Raw genomic sequence first — 373 nt, forward strand, 5'->3', positions numbered from 1 at the left:
GCTTTAACCATGTCCTGAACAAAGCGCTCGGAGTGCATATAAACCACTTTGGCATTCGGCTTGCGCGCCATAATGCCGTTACCCACCGCATGCAGCAGGTGAGTTTTACCCAGACCCGTGCCGCCATAAAGGAACAACGGGTTATAGGCACCGCCAGGGTTATCCGCCACCTGGCGAGCCGCCGCGCGCGCCAGTTGGTTAGATTTACCTTCAACGAAGTTATCAAACGTGTGTTTGACGTTTACGTTAGAACGATAGGTCGGTTCTGCCGGGGCCGGGACGTTATCCCAACCTGAGCGCGTAGAAGGCGCAGCACGTTGCGGCTGCGTTTGCGCCACCTGTGCAGGGGCCGCGACGTTGCTCGTCACTGCCG

General features: G+C 57.9%; 1 protein-coding gene. It reads right to left on the reverse strand.

What is annotated here, in order from left to right; all coding sequences use genetic code 11:
• A partial coding sequence (locus V5P19_RS23060; RefSeq protein WP_334407850.1) for a DnaA/Hda family protein occupies positions 1 to 373 on the reverse strand: 373 nt, incomplete at both ends.

The sequence above is a fragment of the Enterobacter sp. UNJFSC 003 genome (assembly GCF_036903355.1).
GTDB lineage: Bacteria > Pseudomonadota > Gammaproteobacteria > Enterobacterales > Enterobacteriaceae > Enterobacter.